The following is a 13,801-nucleotide window of genomic DNA, read 5'->3' as shown; positions in this document are numbered from 1 at the left end:
TAGTCTTTAAAATATGTGCGGCATAGCTGGCTTTTATAATTTTAATTTATCCACAGAAGATAAAGTTCATACGCTTCGGCAAATGCTAACTAGAATTAAGCATAGAGGCCCTGATGAAAGCGGTATTTATATTTCTAAAGCTACTAGCCTTGGCAGTGTGCGTCTCAACATTGTCGATTTAACCACAGGCACAATGCCACTATCCAACGCTGATGGTTCATTATGGATTGTATTTAATGGTGAGATATTTAACCATATTGAATTAAAAGAAGAGCTACTCGCCAAAAATCACAGCTTTAAAACCCATAGCGATACGGAAGTTATTGTTCATCTCTATGAAGAATACGGTCCAGAATTCCTAAACAAATTAAATGGTCAGTTTGCTATTGCTATTTGGGATAAATATAAACAAGAATTATTTTTAGCCAGAGATCGCGTTGGTATTAGACCTTTATTTTACACAACAGTTGGCGACGCTTTTGTTTTTGCTTCGGAGATAAAATCATTTTTAGAGTTTCCAGAATTTAATCCGAAAATTTCAGCCAAAGCATTATCCGAATATTTCACGTTTTGGACAACCCTATCGGCTAACACAGCTTTTGAGGGTGTTTTTGAATTACCTCCAGGAAGCTACATGACGATTAACGCGAATTCTAAAACCATAAAAACCTATTGGGAATTACCAATATCCAAACCAAAAGACTATAAATACAATACACTAAAAGAAGCTTCTGAAGAATTTGAATTTATTTTTACAGATGCCGTAAAATTAAGACTCAGAGCAGATGTACAAGTGGCCGCATATTTGAGTGGCGGCTTAGATTCTAGTATTACCACGTCATTTATAAAAAAGATCACACCAGATAGCCTCAGGACGTTTTCCATTGGTTTTACAGAAAAGGATTTTGACGAATCATCTTTTCAAAATATAGCGCGAGATTATTTTAAAACAGATCATTCGAGTATCATTTGTAGCTCAAAAGATATTTCAGAAAACTTTAAAGATGTGGTCTGGCACTCTGAAGCTCCTTTATTGCGCACAGCTCCTACGCCTATGAGTATGCTCGCAAAAAGTGTTCGAGATCATAATATTAAAGTGGTCATAACAGGCGAAGGTGCAGACGAACTTTTTGGAGGCTACAACATATTTAAAGAAACTAAGATTAAGCATTTTTGGGCTAAGGACCCACAGTCTAAGTATCGCCCATTATTACTCAAAAAACTATATCCTTACATTCCACAAATAAGCAAAGCAAACAACACCGTATTGAAGTTGTTTTTTGGCTTTAAATTAAACGAAACAGCATCGCCAATTTATTCACATTTACTACGGTGGCATAACACATCTCGAATCAATAATTATCTTTCAAAAGATTATAAAGAAGCGGTTCATAATTATAATCCAATTGCTAAAATTGAAAAGCAGTTAGACGCTAAATTTAAAGACCTTGACTATTTAACCAAGGCACAATGGATTGAATTACATTTCTTTATGTCAAAATATCTATTATCTTCTCAAGGAGATAGAATGGCTATGGCAAATTCAGTTGAAGGTCGTTATCCATTTCTAGATCACAGAGTTATTGAATTTTGCATGCAATTGAATCCGGATTTAAAACTAAATGGCTTAAACGAAAAGTATTTACTAAAGAAACTAATGAAAGACAGATTACCAGAATCTATTTTAAACCGATCGAAGCAAGCCTATCGAGCACCTATTCAAAGCGCTTTTTTTTCAGAAGAAATGCCTCCTTATTTAGATGCGATGCTCTCGGAGGAAAAAATTACAGAGTTTGGTGTTTTCAACGCAGCATACATTAGTAAACTTAAAAAGAAGATGATACTAAATAAACAAGTATCAGAAATTGACAATATGGCAATTACAGCTGTTTTATCCACTCAAATATTATACGATTTATTCATCAACAAGAGCATACCAAAATTACAAGAAAGCGATCTTGTGATATTGAATAAAACAATACTAGACGAATCCGTCATCTAAACGAATTAACTATGACTACAACGCGCAAACCTTTTTCAAAAGATATTTTACATATTGAAAACATCGATATCGTTTGTAATGAGATCATTTCAAAATTAAAAACTGATGTTGCTAAAACATTACAGCGAAGAGGTGCCGTTATTGGTATCAGCGGTGGAATTGACTCTTCAGTCTGCATGGCATTATCTGCTAAAGCTTTTGGCCCGAATAAAGTTACTGCAATTATGCTCCCAGAGCAAGATTCTAGTGATGACAGCCGAATGCTCGCCGAAAAACTAGCCGCTAAATTTGAAGTCACAGATACCATAGTTGAAGATATTACCAAAGCCTTAGATGGTTTTGGATGCTACCAAAGAAGAGATGACGCCATCGGAAGAGTGATCACTAATTTTGATACTACTATTGATAAAGCTAAAATTGAAATTAAGCAAGATGCAGCATCAAATCTTCCTCCTGTTTTTTCTGTGACTGTCATAAAACCAAACGGCGAAGTGATTAGCAAGTTGTTGCCCGTAAAAGAATACCTTCAAATCGTTGCTTCCACCAATTTTAAACAACGTAGCAGAATGAGCATGCTTTATTATCATGCCGAAAGATTACATTATGCCGTAATAGGTACACCAAACAAACATGAAGTAGAACAAGGATTTTTCGTAAAACATGGAGATGGTGGTGCAGACGTGATGCCTATTGGTCATTTATACAAAACTCAAGTTTACCAATTAGCGCGTTATTTAGGAGTACCACAAGAGATTATTGAGCGTACACCAACCACAGATACTTACACGGCTGAACAAACACAAGAAGATTTCTTTTACCAAATGCCTTTTGAGCAAATGGATCTCATTTGGTATGGTTGGGAAAATGAATATCCAGCAAATGAAGTTGCTAAAGTTATGGGAAGAACTCCTCAAGATATTGAAAACATTTACAAAAACTTTGAACGCAAAAGAAAGACTACGGAATATTTAAGAATGCGTCCAATATTTTAAAACCCCTAAATATGAATGTTTTTGATCACTTATTTGATAGCTCTAAACATCTCGAAAAAGACTTTTTGCTCAACTCAAAGGAAACCGTTTCATTTCATAAACTTCATAGTGATAGTTTAAAGATAGCATCCTATTTAAAAGAAACTATTGGCGAGAATCAACATATTACATTAATTAGTCCAAATTCCACTTTCTTCATAACAGCATACTTAGGGATTTTAAAATCGGGCAATATCTGCGTTCCTCTAAATTTCGCCATAGAACAAGGCAATTTAGATTACATTTTAAACACAACGGAAAGCGCATTGGTTTTTATTTCAAAACCATTAAAACGCAAATTAGAATTCAACTCCAATATCCATTTAATTGATGAAGATGAATCTTTAGAAATTAGAGAGCATCAGAATATTCTTGAAATGAATTCAAATTTCGACAGTAATCGTGTAGCAGAAATCATTTTTACGTCTGGCTCTACAGGAGAACCAAAAGGAGTAATGATTAGTCATCAAAATATTATCGCAAATACAGATGCTATCATTACGTATTTAAAATTGACTTCAAAAGACGTTATGTGCGTGGTTTTACCTTTCTTTTATTGCTATGGTTTATCACTATTACATACACATCTTAAAGTTGGTGGATCACTAGTTCTAAATAATAGTTTTATTTTTCTTGGTTCAGTTATCAACGATTTAAAAAATTATAACTGCACCGGATTTGCTGGTGTTCCAAGTCATTTTCAAATCTTGTTAAAAAAATCACAGACATTTAAAACCGAAGCATTCCCTAGTTTAAGGTACGTAACACAAGCTGGTGGTAAATTGCATACTGTTTTTATCGACGAGTTCACAGAAGCCTTTCCAACTAAGGAATTCTATGTGATGTATGGTCAAACCGAAGCCACAGCACGCCTATCTTATTTATCACCTGAATTTATCCAGACCAAAACAAGCTCCATCGGAAAAGCCATTCCTAATGTCGAATTAAAAATAGTTAACGACAAAGGCGAAACCGCAACAATAGATGAAGAAGGAGAGCTGTTAGCACGTGGAGAAAACATCATGTTAGGCTACTTTAAAGACAAAGAAGGCACTGACCTGGCCATTATAGGTGGATGGCTGCACACAGGTGATTTAGCCAAAATAGACAAGGATGGATTCATCTACTTAGTAGCAAGAAAGAAAGAAATCATAAAAGTTGGTGGTAAACGCGTCAGTCCAAAGGAAATTGAAGACGTTATACTAGTAATCCCAGAAGTCGAAGACTGTATGATTACTGGTTTTGATGACGACCTTTTAGGTGAGGCTATACAAGCCACCATCGTTTTTAGCCATGTAATTGACCAAGACGACATGAAAGAAAAAATTCTTAAAGAGTGCTCTAAACATCTGTCCACTTATAAAATCCCGCAACGGATTATTTTTGAAAAAACGATACCATTGAGCGCCACAGGAAAGAAAAGCATTAAATAACACTAAGTTAGTCAGAGTGATTTTCTAAAGCGAAAACACCATCCTATTGCGTATTACAAGGAGTAAAATAGATTCCTGCCTTCGCAGGAATGACAAACCTAAAATTTACCGATCAAAATAAAGTTGAATTCTTCATCAAATGAGATTCCTACGTTCGCAGGAATTTGGTAAATTCGCAACTATGAGTGTGAATTTACAAACTCCAATCGATTACCTTAAAGGCGTTGGCCCAAACCGTGCAGATTTGTTGCGCTCGGAATTGGGTATTCAAACTTATCAAGATCTATTAAATCTATTTCCTAATCGCTATATAGATCGTACCAGATACTACAAAATCAATGAATTACAGCGTAACAATGCAGAAGTTCAAATCGTTGGACAAATCACAGGTTTTAGAGAAGTCGCCCAAAAGCGAGGTAAACGTTTAGTCGCAGACTTTAGGGACGACACAGGCATGATGGAACTCGTTTGGTTCAGAGGTCAAAAATGGATTAGAGAGAGCTTAAAAGTCAAACAAAACTACGTCATCTTCGGAAAAACCAATTGGTTTAGTGGTAAATTCAATATGCCACATCCCGAAATAGAATTGCAATCGGAGCACGAAAGCAATCTACGTTCAGCCATGCAAGCCATTTATCCTTCTACCGAAAAGTTATCCAATAAAGGTGTTACAAATAAAGTTGTAACCAATATAATGCAGCAATTATTTTTGGAAACCAAAGGTCGGTTTGTAGAAACGTTGCCCGATTCAGTTATGGCTGAATTAAAATTAATTTCAAAACCTGAAGCACTTTTTAATATTCATTTTCCGAAGACTCCAGAGCTATTAGCAAGGGCACAATTTCGATTAAAATTTGAAGAATTATTTTACATTCAGCTGCAATTAATTATCAAAAACCTCATTCATAAATCGAAAATAAAAGGCTTCTCTTTTGATAAAGTCGGAGACCATTTTAATACGTTTTACAAAGACCATTTACCCTTCGAATTAACCAATGCACAGAAGCGCGTTTTAAAAGAAATCAGACTCGATTTAGGTAGTAATGCACAGATGAATCGACTTTTACAAGGAGATGTAGGCTCAGGAAAAACCATAGTCGCGTTTATGTCAATGCTAATGGGGCTTGATAATGGTTTTCAATGTTGCCTAATGGCTCCGACTGCTATTTTGTCAGCTCAACACTACCAAGGAATAAGTGAATTGTGCAAACCACTCAACATCAGTGTTTCACTATTAACCGGCTCAACCAAAACTTCAGAACGAAAATTAATTCACGAAAATTTAGAAAATGGTAATTTACAGATCCTAATTGGCACACATGCACTACTTGAAGACAAGGTTAAATTCAAGAATTTAGGGCTTGCTATTATAGACGAACAGCACCGTTTTGGAGTGGCGCAACGGAGTAAATTATGGCATAAAAACGAGCTCCCGCCAAACGTCTTGGTGATGACCGCTACTCCCATTCCGAGAACCTTAGCCATGTCTGTTTATGGCGACTTAGATATCTCCGTGATTGATGAATTACCAGCAGGACGAAAACCGATAAAAACGGTTCATAGATTTGATAATAACCGATTGAAAGTTTTCAAATTTATGAAAGATGAAATCGCTTTAGGCAGACAAATTTATATCGTCTATCCTTTAATTCAAGAAAGCGAAAAAATGGATTATAAGGATTTAATGGATGGCTATGAAAGTGTCTCTAGAGAATTCCCAATGCCAGATTATCAGATTTCAATTGTGCATGGACAAATGAAACCTGCCGATAAAGATTTTGAAATGCAACGCTTTGTTAAAGGTGAAACTCAAATTATGGTAGCTACAACCGTTATCGAAGTTGGTGTAAACGTCCCTAATGCTTCGGTAATGATTATTGAAAGCTCAGAACGCTTTGGTTTATCGCAGTTACATCAATTGCGCGGGCGTGTTGGTCGTGGTGCAGAACAGAGTTATTGTATCTTAATGACAAGCCACAAACTAAGTCAAGATAGTAAAACTAGACTCGAAACTATGGTACGCAGTAGTGATGGCTTTGAAATTGCTGAAGTGGATTTAAAACTCCGAGGCCCAGGTGATATTATGGGCACCCAACAGAGTGGTGTTTTAAACCTTAGAATTGCAGATATTGTAAAAGACAAGGACATTTTAGAACAGTCGCGTTATTATGCTAAAAACATTTTAAAAGCCGATCCTAGCTTAGCGTCTCCAGAACACAGTGTCATACTCCATACCTACAGACAAATGAGTAAGTACCGTAATATTTGGAACTACATTTCCTAAACCATCGAATACTCATTTTTAATCATTCAATTTGAAACAAAAAAAAAAAAAAAAGAGACGCTTATAACGTCTCTTTTCTCTTTCTTAATCAAAGCAAAATGTTTTGTATTAAGCCACCTGCTCTTCGTGTTTACCCTCGTAAACCTCTTCTACCAATTTTTTATTAAACGCTGGTAAATCCTCAGGCGATCTACTAGTTACTAAACCAGAATCGACAACAACTTCTTCGTCGACCCAATTAGCTCCGGCATTAATCATATCCGTTTTTATAGAATCGTATGATGTGATTTTACGTCCTTTTAAAACACCTGCTTCAGCTAATAACCACGGTGCATGGCATATGGCAGCAACTGGTTTATGGTTTTCAAAGAAAGATTTCACAAAGGATACCGCAGCCTTATTCTTACGTAATACGTCTGGATTGATTTGTCCTCCAGGTAGCACTAAAGCATTGTAATCCTTCTGATTCACGTCATCCAACGTTTTATCTACCTTATATGAGTTACTCCAATTTCCATCTGCCCATCCTTTAATTTCACCAGACTCTAAGGATACAATATGCACTTCTGCGCCTGCATCTTCTAAAGCCTTTTTGGGTTCTCTTAATTCACTTTCTTCAAATCCGTTTGTTGCTAAAATAGCTACTGTTTTTTTATTTAAATTTTCCATGTTAATCTTAATTTTAATTCGTGTTAAATTTTTCGTCTGTATTATTGAAATTCAATGTACATAGGCAAAACCTAACTAACAGTCGATTGTAATTCACTCATGGCTTCACCAATGGAAGTGTTACCTTCTATGATTTCGAATGTGGTATTATACGGAGCATCATCATTTAAAGATTTCACGAGGGTTTGCGCCACGTCTGCTCTACTAATTTCACCACGTTTATTTAATTTCTCTTTTAATTCTATCGTTCCTTTTCCTTCATTATTAGTTAAAGATCCAGGCCTTACAATTGTATATTTAAGTCCACTGTTTTTAAGATGTTCGTCAGCGTTTTGCTTGGCTTTTAGATACTCTTGCAATTCTTCTGAAGCTTCTGGTTGATCTGCTCCCATAGAACTCAACATTACAAATCGGTTAACATTCGCCATCTTAGAAACAGCCATTAAACGTTTAGCTCCTTCTTGGTCAACTTCTAAGACATTTTTTCCGCCAGAACCCGCAGCAAAAATCACTTTATCAATGCCTTTTACAGCATGCGTCAAGTCTTCTGTTAAATCTGCAAGTACGGTTTCTACTCCGTCGTCTTTAAATTGTTTTTGCTGTTCTTCTTTTCTAACCATAGCAATCGGGTTAAAGTATTGCGATGCTTTTAAAAGATTAACCACTTGTTTTCCTGTGGTACCATTGGCACCAGCTACTAATATATTCTCCATAGTTTTTTATGTTTTTATTTACTATTTACATAGAATGCATAAATAACTCCTGGTAACCAACCTACAAGGGTTAGTAGAAGGCTAATTAAAAACTCGGTTCCTAAACCGTGTTTTAAAAATACAGCCAATGGTGGCAAGAGAATCGATAATATGATTGTTAGTAAAGACATTTGTTTGTTTTTTGGTTCTACACAAAATTAGAGCTAACACCTTAAAATCATTGACTTGTTTCATAGTTATGTTAGCGCATATTGACAAAACAAAATGTTAAATCATCAAAAGCTTAAAAGGAAAGAATTGGGTTAAGCGAACTACTGTAGACTAAAGTATTAATAAGGCATAGACATGTTTAAAAGCTGTACGACTGACTTTTACATTGGACAATGTTAATTTCGCTTGACGTTTGATACGAGTTATTGAAAGAATGCGATAACTTATATTAAAAGCCAATTAAACCCCCCGAGTAACACAAAATTATTTAAATGATTCTATGACTAGTGATTCATACAAAGCATAAAAAAACTTCTAAATGAACGAAAAAAAGAGTTAAAAAAATGGGCCAAATATTCTACATTTTAGCACGAAAACTATCACTCTACTCCGCCAACAACCCATTAACAAACCCTTCAAACTCTTCTTTAAACTCAACATACTTTTCACCCGTTGCAGGTCCATTAAAGCCTGTATGAATCTTACGTACTTTACCTGTTTTATCAATAAAAATAGAGATTGGGTACGATAACACGTGGTTTAACATTGGTAATTTCTCTTGTGCCTTGGCTTTATCAGAGGTTCCGTATTGCGCTAAAAGTATCGGATAATCGATACCAACATTGTCTTGCAAGCGGTCTATGCGACTAAAAGCATCTTCTTTTGTTTTTGCATATTCGAATGCTAGGGCTACAAATTCAATCCCTCTAGATTTATTCTCTTTATAGTATTCTGCGTAATATTTGCTTTCGTCTAAACAATTTGGACACCATGTTCCCATAATTTGCACAATTACAACTTTATCCTTAAAACGCTCATCTTTTATAGACATTAACTCATTAGCGGTATTAGGAAATTTAAAATCAATACCATCATAACCTTCTTTTATAAACGTCAAATTATTAGCACTTGGCAATTCGAAAGTATCGTTTCGTTTGGCTACAAAAGGCTCTTTCCAATGGTTGCCAGAATAGAAATAACCTTGCATAGTAGAATCTGTAACGGTTGCTGTAAATAAAAATGCATGAGCTCCATCAAACGTCGACAGTTTCATTTGATCTCCATCCATAATTCCCTCTAAAAAACGATAATCACCTGTGGTTGTTCTAAAAGTTCCGGTTACCTTATCTCCTTCCTGTTTAAAAACACCTTTAGCAATATATTCGTCATCCGCAATGTCCTTACTAAAAACGGTTTCCCAAATACCTGTACTATTTTGTGATGGCGTCGATTTTACTTCAAAACGTTTCGTTTTATTAAAGTCTGCTGTAAACGGCACAGTGCGGTCTAAACTTTCTTTAATAAAACTCCCTTTTAGATTATTATCTTCAAATTTAGCCGCGATATAACCTTCAAATACGGGTAGTTTTATATAAACCGAATCATTTTCATAAGTCACCTCGTTGACGTCAATAACTTCTTCTGCATTAAATATTTTTATTTCGTTTGCTGATGTCACTTCAAAAATGAATGGTATTTCTTCATTATCTTGTGCTTCAATAACCGCTCTATACGAACCGACTTCTAAAGTTTTAATTGGTGTTTCAGATTTACACGAAGACAATAAAATAATGGCTAAAAAGCCTATAAGGTTTTTCATAGTATAATGTTCAATTCTAATTTATTTGCTAAAAATCGGAAATCTAGAATGTTTTTCAACATAAAAAGTAAAATAAATACGTTAAAAGATGCTACACGTCATTCCCAAAAACAACAAAACCACCAATATTTCAGTAGCTTATAATACACCATATTTGTGTGTAATCCTTCAAAAATCACAATATTAAAATCAATTCTAAATTTTATCCTTTCACATTTCATTACAAATCAACTATTACTATCTTTGTAGCTTCACTAAATTGAAAAAATGAAGATTTCATACAACTGGCTTAAACAGTTTATAAAAACCGATTGGAACGCTGAAAAAACAGGCGAATTACTTACCGATCTGGGTTTAGAAATAGAAGGTATTGATACTTACGAGTCTGTAAAAGGCGGCCTAAAAGGTATTGTTGTGGGCGAGGTTTTAACTTGCGTACAACACCCAAATGCAGACCGCTTAAAAGTGACAACTGTAAACATTGGCACCGATGCACCTGTACAAATTGTTTGTGGTGCGCCTAATGTGGCTGCCGGACAAAAAGTACCTGTAGCAACTATTGGCACCACACTATACACCGCAGAAGGTGAAGCTTGGACCGTTAAGAAAGGTAAGATTAGAGGAGAAGAAAGTCATGGCATGATCTGTGCCGAAGACGAATTAGGTCTTGGAGAATCGCATGATGGTATTATGGTTTTAGGTGCCGATGTAAACGTTGGTACACTAGCCGCAGATCTTTTTAAGGTAGAAAACGATGAAGTATTTGAAATAGGCCTAACTCCTAACCGAGCTGACGCCATGAGCCATTATGGTGTAGCGCGCGATTTAAAAGCGGGTTTACTACAAAAGGAAATCTCATTAGAGCTAATTACTCCTTCTGTAAGTTCTTACCACGTTGATGCTAGAGCTTATAAGGTTGATGTTGACGTACAAGATTACGAAAAAGCTCCACGTTATTGTGGTGTTACTATTTCAGGAATTAAAGTAGAGACCTCGCCAGCCTGGTTGCAAAACCGTTTAAAATCTATTGGCTTATCTCCTATTAATAATATTGTAGATATCACTAATTACGTCTTACACGAATTAGGACAACCTTTACACGCTTTTGATGGCGATAGAATTACAGGTAATAAAATTGAAGTTAAAACCTGTAAAGCAGGTACAAAATTTACCACATTAGATGGTGTTGAGCGCGAATTACACGAGGAAGACTTAATGATTTGCAACGCTAAAAAACCGATGTGTATTGCTGGTGTTTTTGGTGGCCTAGATTCTGGTGTTTCAGAACACACGTCTCGTATATTCTTAGAAAGTGCTTATTTCAATCCTGTGAGTGTTCGTAAAACGGCGAAACGTCATGGTTTAAATACAGACTCTTCTTTTAGATTTGAGCGTGGTATTGATCCTAATCTTACTGAGTATGCCTTAAAACGTGCTGCCTTATTAATTCTTGAAATTGCTGGTGGTGAAATTACAAGTGATATCGTAGATACGTATCCTAAGAAAATTAAAGATTTTGAAGTACGGTTGAGTTTCGACAATGCTAAAAAATTAATTGGCGAGACTATTCCAGAAGAAACTATAAAAAGTATCTTATCCTCTTTAGAGATTAAAGTGAATAATGTTACCGAAGCTGGTTTAGGATTAACCGTACCTGCATACAGAAATGATGTGCAGCGTGAAGCCGATATTATTGAAGAAATCCTAAGAGTTTACGGTTATAACAATATAGCGACGACAACGAAATTGAATGCATCTATTTCAAATTCATCGCGTTTTGAAGACTATAAACTTCAAAATATCATAGGGAATCAATTAGCATCTCAAGGCTTTTATGAAATTATGGCGAACTCATTAACAACACCTAAGTATGTTGAATTGAGTGACGACTTAAACGCGGATCACAACGTAAAAATGTTAAATCCACTTAGTAGTGATTTAGAAGTGATGAGACAATCGTTATTGTTTTCTGGATTGGAAGCTGTAGCGCATAATATTAACAGAAAGCGTAACGATTTAAAGTTATTTGAATACGGTAAAACCTACCATCAATACACCGAAGCACGAGAAGAACACAAACACTTATCGCTATTTGTAACAGGAAATAAAACGGAAGAACGTTGGAATGCTGTAGCAAACCCAAGTGATTTCTTTTATTTAAAAGGAACCATAGAAGTGATTTTACAACGTTTAGGTTTATCACGTTTAAAATCGACTCCAAATACGTCTGATGTTTTCAGTGAAGGGATGAGTTTTTCTATTGGAAAGAAAAAACTAGTTGACTTCGGATTGGTTAAAAAATCAGTATTGAAACATTTTGGGATTTCTCAGAATGTATTATTCGCAGATTTTAACTGGGATAATGTGATTGAAATGGCAAAACATAATAAAATTAAGTTTAGTCCTATTTCAAAATACCCATCCATACGACGCGATTTTGCTTTGCTATTAGACAACAAAGTTACTTTTGAAGATATAGACACTATAGCCAAACAGACCGAAAAACAATTACTTAAAAACGTAAATTTATTTGACGTTTATGAAGGGAAAAATTTACCTCAGGGTAAAAAGAGTTATGCGGTGAGTTTTATATTTCAAGACGAAAACAAAACGCTAAACGATAAACAGATTGACAAAATCATGTCTAAACTACAATCTAATTTTGAAAGTAAACTTGGCGCTGAATTACGATAACAAGAAATAATTATCAAATACAAAAAGCCCTTAAACTTTATAGCTTAAGGGCTTTTATATATCTAAGACCGTTTAATTCAATAGTATTCTTAGTCTACATAAAACAGGCATGTATTGCGTCATCAACAACACAGATAAATATTATTCTTTATTTAAGGGTATTGCGCATAAAAGTTGGTATTTTTAACACACAAAAAAAATAAATCATGGCAAATATAACATTAGGAGGAAATCCAATAGAAACTACAGGTCAATTACCAACAGTTGGTACAAAAGCACCCGATTTTACACTTACAGCAACCGACTTATCGGCTAAATCTAATGCAGATTACAGTGGCAATCGACTCATATTAAATATTTTTCCAAGTATTGATACAGGTACGTGTGCACAATCTGTAAGAACATTTAATGAAAAAGCTAGTGCATTAGACAATACAAAAGTCTTGTGTATCTCTAAAGATTTACCATTTGCTTTAGCACGTTTTTGTGGAGCTGAAGGTTTAGATAACGTAGAAAGTCTTTCTGATTTTAGAACAGGTGATTTCGGAAAAGATTACGGTATCACTTTTAAAACAGGACCTTTAGTACCATTATTATCGCGTTGTATTGTAGTTATTGATACTGACGGTACGGTTTTGCACGCTGAGCAAGTTGCTGAAATTAAAGATGAGCCTAATTATGATAGCGCTTTAGCAAGTTTAGCATAATTACCGCATGCCAAAGAAAGAATCTTTTCTAGTGAATAGAATAAAAAGTGTCGCTTTTGCTTTTAAAGGCATGCTTATACTTATTAGAACGGAAGCCAGTATTAAAGTACAGCTATGTATTGCCATAGTAATAACAAGTGCTGGCTTCTATTTTAATATTTCAAAAACTGAATGGATTGCGCAATTCACAATGATTGGTTTAGTAATGAGCCTTGAAGGCATGAATACGGCTATTGAAGCTCTTGCTGATTTTATCCACCCTGACTATCACAAAAAAATAGGTTTAATAAAAGATATGGCTGCAGGTGCCGTTTTTATTGCATCTATAGTCGCTGTTATCATTGCTGGTATTATTTATATTCCTAAGTTTATTTAATACTAGAAATTAAAATATACATCTTTAAATTTACGTTTCCATACTAGAATTAAGACTAGAAACGTTTCATATTTGTATTTTT

General features: G+C 35.1%; 11 protein-coding genes. 7 read left to right on the top strand and 4 right to left on the bottom strand.

Annotated features, from left to right (window positions below; genetic code table 11):
- The first annotated feature begins 13 nt into the window (after nucleotides 1–13).
- The 4 genes from asnB to recG all read left to right on the top strand — a co-directional run bounded on the left by asnB (nucleotide 14) and on the right by recG (nucleotide 6,750).
- The gene (gene asnB, locus DFQ09_RS09240; RefSeq protein ID WP_115809615.1) at nucleotides 14–2,002 is read left to right on the top strand and encodes an asparagine synthase (glutamine-hydrolyzing); all 1,989 of its coding nucleotides are present in this window, start codon (nucleotides 14–16) and stop codon (nucleotides 2,000–2,002) included.
- An 11-nt stretch (nucleotides 2,003–2,013) separates the two neighbouring features.
- Nucleotides 2,014–2,994: an NAD(+) synthase gene (nadE, locus tag DFQ09_RS09235; RefSeq protein ID WP_115809613.1), complete on the top strand. Its 981-nt coding sequence runs from the start codon at nucleotides 2,014–2,016 to the stop codon at nucleotides 2,992–2,994.
- Between the two features lie 11 nt (nucleotides 2,995–3,005).
- Nucleotides 3,006–4,466 carry an AMP-binding protein gene (locus tag DFQ09_RS09230; protein ID WP_115809611.1) on the top strand — a complete coding sequence of 487 codons (1,461 nt, stop codon included), beginning with the start codon at nucleotides 3,006–3,008 and terminating at the stop codon, nucleotides 4,464–4,466.
- Between the two features lie 181 nt (nucleotides 4,467–4,647).
- A complete protein-coding gene (gene recG, locus DFQ09_RS09225; RefSeq protein WP_115809609.1) occupies nucleotides 4,648–6,750 on the top strand; it encodes an ATP-dependent DNA helicase RecG in 2,103 nt (700 codons plus the stop codon).
- A 108-nt stretch (nucleotides 6,751–6,858) separates the two neighbouring features.
- On the opposite strand, the gene DFQ09_RS09220 is transcribed toward recG, so the two are convergent.
- The 4 genes from DFQ09_RS09220 to DFQ09_RS09205 all read right to left on the bottom strand — a co-directional run bounded on the left by DFQ09_RS09220 (nucleotide 6,859) and on the right by DFQ09_RS09205 (nucleotide 9,942).
- Nucleotides 6,859–7,419, bottom strand: a complete 561-nt coding sequence (locus tag DFQ09_RS09220; RefSeq protein WP_115809607.1) for a type 1 glutamine amidotransferase domain-containing protein — start codon at nucleotides 7,417–7,419, stop codon at nucleotides 6,859–6,861.
- 71 nt (nucleotides 7,420–7,490) lie between these two features.
- Nucleotides 7,491–8,132 carry an SDR family oxidoreductase gene (locus DFQ09_RS09215; RefSeq protein WP_115809605.1) on the bottom strand — a complete coding sequence of 214 codons (642 nt, stop codon included), beginning with the start codon at nucleotides 8,130–8,132 and terminating at the stop codon, nucleotides 7,491–7,493.
- A gap of 14 nt (nucleotides 8,133–8,146) precedes the next feature.
- Nucleotides 8,147–8,302, bottom strand: a complete 156-nt coding sequence (locus tag DFQ09_RS09210; protein ID WP_115809603.1) for a YqaE/Pmp3 family membrane protein — start codon at nucleotides 8,300–8,302, stop codon at nucleotides 8,147–8,149.
- Between the two features lie 425 nt (nucleotides 8,303–8,727).
- Entirely contained in the window at nucleotides 8,728–9,942 is a 1,215-nt protein-coding gene (locus DFQ09_RS09205; RefSeq protein ID WP_115809601.1) for a peroxiredoxin family protein, read from the bottom strand.
- Nucleotides 9,943–10,209: 267 nt separating this feature from the next.
- On the opposite strand from DFQ09_RS09205, the gene pheT reads away from it, so the two are divergent.
- From pheT to DFQ09_RS09190, 3 genes are all read left to right on the top strand, one after another.
- On the top strand, nucleotides 10,210–12,636 hold the full coding sequence (gene pheT, locus DFQ09_RS09200) for a phenylalanine--tRNA ligase subunit beta (RefSeq protein ID WP_115809599.1): 2,427 nt from the start codon (nucleotides 10,210–10,212) through the stop codon (nucleotides 12,634–12,636).
- Nucleotides 12,637–12,842: 206 nt separating this feature from the next.
- A complete protein-coding gene (gene tpx / locus DFQ09_RS09195; protein ID WP_115809597.1) occupies nucleotides 12,843–13,343 on the top strand; it encodes a thiol peroxidase in 501 nt (166 codons plus the stop codon).
- A gap of 7 nt (nucleotides 13,344–13,350) precedes the next feature.
- On the top strand, nucleotides 13,351–13,719 hold the full coding sequence (locus DFQ09_RS09190; protein ID WP_115809595.1) for a diacylglycerol kinase family protein: 369 nt from the start codon (nucleotides 13,351–13,353) through the stop codon (nucleotides 13,717–13,719).
- Nucleotides 13,720–13,801: the final 82 nt, after the last annotated feature.

The organism is Winogradskyella pacifica (genome assembly GCF_003386275.1).
Lineage (GTDB): Bacteria > Bacteroidota > Bacteroidia > Flavobacteriales > Flavobacteriaceae > Winogradskyella > Winogradskyella pacifica.
Note: the sequence above shows the minus strand (reverse complement) of the source record. Positions and strands in the feature narration are given on the sequence as shown.

Coding starts and splice junctions, on each gene's coding strand:
- asnB (WP_115809615.1), top strand. CDS start 14: ATGTGCGGCATAGCTGGCTTTTATAATTTTAATTTATCCACAGAAGAT.
- nadE (WP_115809613.1), top strand. CDS start 2,014: ATGACTACAACGCGCAAACCTTTTTCAAAAGATATTTTACATATTGAA.
- DFQ09_RS09230 (WP_115809611.1), top strand. CDS start 3,006: ATGAATGTTTTTGATCACTTATTTGATAGCTCTAAACATCTCGAAAAA.
- recG (WP_115809609.1), top strand. CDS start 4,648: ATGAGTGTGAATTTACAAACTCCAATCGATTACCTTAAAGGCGTTGGC.
- DFQ09_RS09220 (WP_115809607.1), bottom strand. CDS start 7,419: ATGGAAAATTTAAATAAAAAAACAGTAGCTATTTTAGCAACAAACGGA.
- DFQ09_RS09215 (WP_115809605.1), bottom strand. CDS start 8,132: ATGGAGAATATATTAGTAGCTGGTGCCAATGGTACCACAGGAAAACAA.
- DFQ09_RS09210 (WP_115809603.1), bottom strand. CDS start 8,302: ATGTCTTTACTAACAATCATATTATCGATTCTCTTGCCACCATTGGCT.
- DFQ09_RS09205 (WP_115809601.1), bottom strand. CDS start 9,942: ATGAAAAACCTTATAGGCTTTTTAGCCATTATTTTATTGTCTTCGTGT.
- pheT (WP_115809599.1), top strand. CDS start 10,210: ATGAAGATTTCATACAACTGGCTTAAACAGTTTATAAAAACCGATTGG.
- tpx (WP_115809597.1), top strand. CDS start 12,843: ATGGCAAATATAACATTAGGAGGAAATCCAATAGAAACTACAGGTCAA.
- DFQ09_RS09190 (WP_115809595.1), top strand. CDS start 13,351: ATGCCAAAGAAAGAATCTTTTCTAGTGAATAGAATAAAAAGTGTCGCT.